Genomic DNA, 2,849 nt, shown 5'->3' on the forward strand with positions numbered 1-2,849 from the left:
ATTGTTTGGTACCTTTAAAGATATAACATTTTTCCAATTGACCGACTGATTTGAGATCTGAAGATGCTTATAACATTATTCTTGAATCAATTCAAAACAGTTTCTTATAAAAGAATACATTTTTAGACACATAAATTAAAACAATCGTGACATGTATAAAAATATCACATTACTGATTTTATGTTTACTTACATTAAATATCTATTCACAAAATGATAGTATTATTAAATTAAGGATAAATAATAATGTTCACTATTTTGAAAATTATTATAAACGTCCTATTTCCCTAATTCATTATAATAATCATACAGATTTTGGAATAAGAAAGAATACATACATGAATAAAATATTTGATATGAAATGCTATAAGTATGATGCCTTTCCAAATTTCATAAATCATTCCAATACTTTTTTCTATGATTATAATAGATGGGGAAAAATTGCATCTTACATGTATGGTCAAAGTTCTCAAAATACACTTCCTGGTATTGGCATTATTAATCAAGCATCATTAATATATCAGAAAAATTTTAATTCGTATTTTGATATTAAGATAGGAATTAATGCTATAAAATACCATTTACCCAACTTAAAACAAAGCGGACAATCTTTTGGCCTATTGGGATCTGCTACATATTTACCTACAGAAAAACTACACATCAGTATTTTTGGTTGTTATACTCCTAACAATATATACAATTTTAATAATTCATATTATGGTACTACAATAGGTTATGAATTTTCAGAGCGAGTCGGTATAGAAGTTGGAGTACAAAGATATTACGATGCTCAGAATGGTTGGAAAACAGTTCCAATTTTCATACCTTATTATAAATTTGAAAAGTTTGATTTAGGAATTGATATTGGAGGTATATTATACGAAATTGTAAGAAGTATAAAAGATAATAAACAACAAAATAAAATGTTACCAATACGCCTTCCTCCTAGAAATTAAAGATTGTCTTAACTTTAAAAAGGTTGACTATTTGAACGCTACACCAAGCATATTTATATAGGTAACCAAACTATCGAATCAAAAATCGGTGAGTTTGCATCCTATGGTTCGACCTCGAGACACATACAATATGCAGTAAGGAAGATGCCGTACATGCGCTTCCTTGATTTATCTTGTAAGCATTCTATTTTCCGCCTTGACACACATCATAGCCTAACCTATCTTTGCGCCGTAACCTTTAACAACAATGATTATGGCAAAAGAAAAAGTAAACTACCAGGAGGTATATGACCTCTACCAGTTATGCAGCTTCGCATCCGTGGGATAAAATTGATTGAATATCAACCTATAAAGTGATTTTTAAGGGTAGACTATTATAATATTAGCAAGTTAAAATTAGTATCAACCAAACAAATCATAGAATGAATAAAAGAATTATAATAAATTGCTCACTTCTTTTGTTTTGTAGTGTTTCTTTTGGGCAAAAATTAAGTCCTGCCCAGCAAATGGCCGATTTTGACACTTTATGTACAAAATTAGAATATGTACACCCCGACCTTTATCTCTATCAGTCAAGAGAAGAGTATGAAAACAACAAAATCAAGATTAAGTCCTCCATGACTGATTCTATCAGCATATCCGACTTCTATCTGAAAATAGCCCCTTTTATGGCTAATATAAAGGATGGTCATAGTATGATGCTGCCGCCTATTACCAACGACCTGATTGCGAATGCAAAGAAAGATGGCAAGACAATGCCATTGAGAATAAAAGTATCCGGAGATTTCTTTATTGTAGATTATCCGGTGATTGATAATTCCATGGTTTGTGAAGGTGATACGATTCTCGGAATTAACGGAATCCATTCAAAAGATATACTTGGACGGATGTATAGCCTTTGGGGTTCGGAGAAAGGTAATGGCATTAAGGAAGGCAGTGTAAACGCCTATTGGTCTCCATTGTTGTGGTACATGTACAGATGGGGCGAGTCGTATGAGTTTACGATAAAACGTGGTGATAAAATGGAAGAGATACGTTTGGAAGGAGTTCCGCAAAGTGTGGCTATAAAGGTCATCAAAGAAAGACAATCCCAGAAAAAGCCTGAAAGTTTCAGTTGTTGTTTCTCTTCCGATTTCACAAAGGCAACTCTCACCATTCGCAATGTATTTCAGGAAACTGAACTAAAGGTATTTTGTGATTCAGTCTTTAAGGAAATAAACCGGAGAAAAATAAAGGATATAATTATTGACTTACGAAATAACACAGGGGGTTCAAGCAAGTGTGTGGATAGGCTTATTTCCTATTTTCCACATCCGGACTATTCGCTATATTCTAAGAGTCAGTTGAAGGTCAGTGCATATTCCAAAGCCTATAATAAAGACAGGCATCCGGAAATATACAGTCAAATCTGCAATTTGCCGGATGGAGGACTTTTTGTTATAGAAGCTACTCCCGTCAAGAGTAATTTGAAAGAAGCTAATCTATATCATGGTAAAACAACTATTCTTGTGAATAACAAGACTTACTCTGGTGCATCCACTTTGGCCCATACGATGAAGAGGTTAGGTATCGCGAGAGTGAAAGGAGAAACAGGATGCCCTGATGTATATTTCGGTAATTATCTGCATTTTACATTGCCAAATTCCAAGATAGATTATTATATCAGTTTCTCTAAGTTTTATGAGTAAAAACAATTGATAAAATGAAAAAGATTATTAGAGTTTATGTAATTTAGATTTGTTATATATCGCGCATACGCGTACCTTTGCAACATGAATTACCACAACCATAAAGACAACAGCAAAAGTTTCCGTGCCTTGACGGGAGTTAGCCATGAACAGTTTTGTGCGCTTCTCCCTTATTTCGAGGCTGCGCATGAGGACTATTTGTCCGA

General features: G+C 33.3%; 2 protein-coding genes. Both read left to right on the plus strand.

Annotation, left to right across the window (positions count from 1 at the left end):
• Nucleotides 1–151: 151 nt before the first annotated feature.
• Entirely contained in the window at nucleotides 152–955 is an 804-nt protein-coding gene (locus tag B5F78_RS16280) for a hypothetical protein (RefSeq protein ID WP_087251737.1), read from the plus strand.
• A gap of 422 nt (nucleotides 956–1,377) precedes the next feature.
• The gene (locus tag B5F78_RS17465; RefSeq protein WP_162608586.1) at nucleotides 1,378–2,643 is read left to right on the plus strand and encodes a S41 family peptidase; all 1,266 of its coding nucleotides are present in this window, start codon (nucleotides 1,378–1,380) and stop codon (nucleotides 2,641–2,643) included.
• Nucleotides 2,644–2,849: the final 206 nt, after the last annotated feature.

The organism is Bacteroides sp. An279, from assembly GCF_002159615.1.
GTDB lineage: Bacteria > Bacteroidota > Bacteroidia > Bacteroidales > Bacteroidaceae > Phocaeicola > Phocaeicola intestinalis.

Excerpts from the sequence above, each read along its gene's own strand:
- B5F78_RS16280 (WP_087251737.1), top strand. The coding sequence starts at position 152 with ATGTATAAAAATATCACATTACTGATTTTATGTTTACTTACATTAAAT.
- B5F78_RS17465 (WP_162608586.1), top strand. The coding sequence starts at position 1,378 with ATGAATAAAAGAATTATAATAAATTGCTCACTTCTTTTGTTTTGTAGT.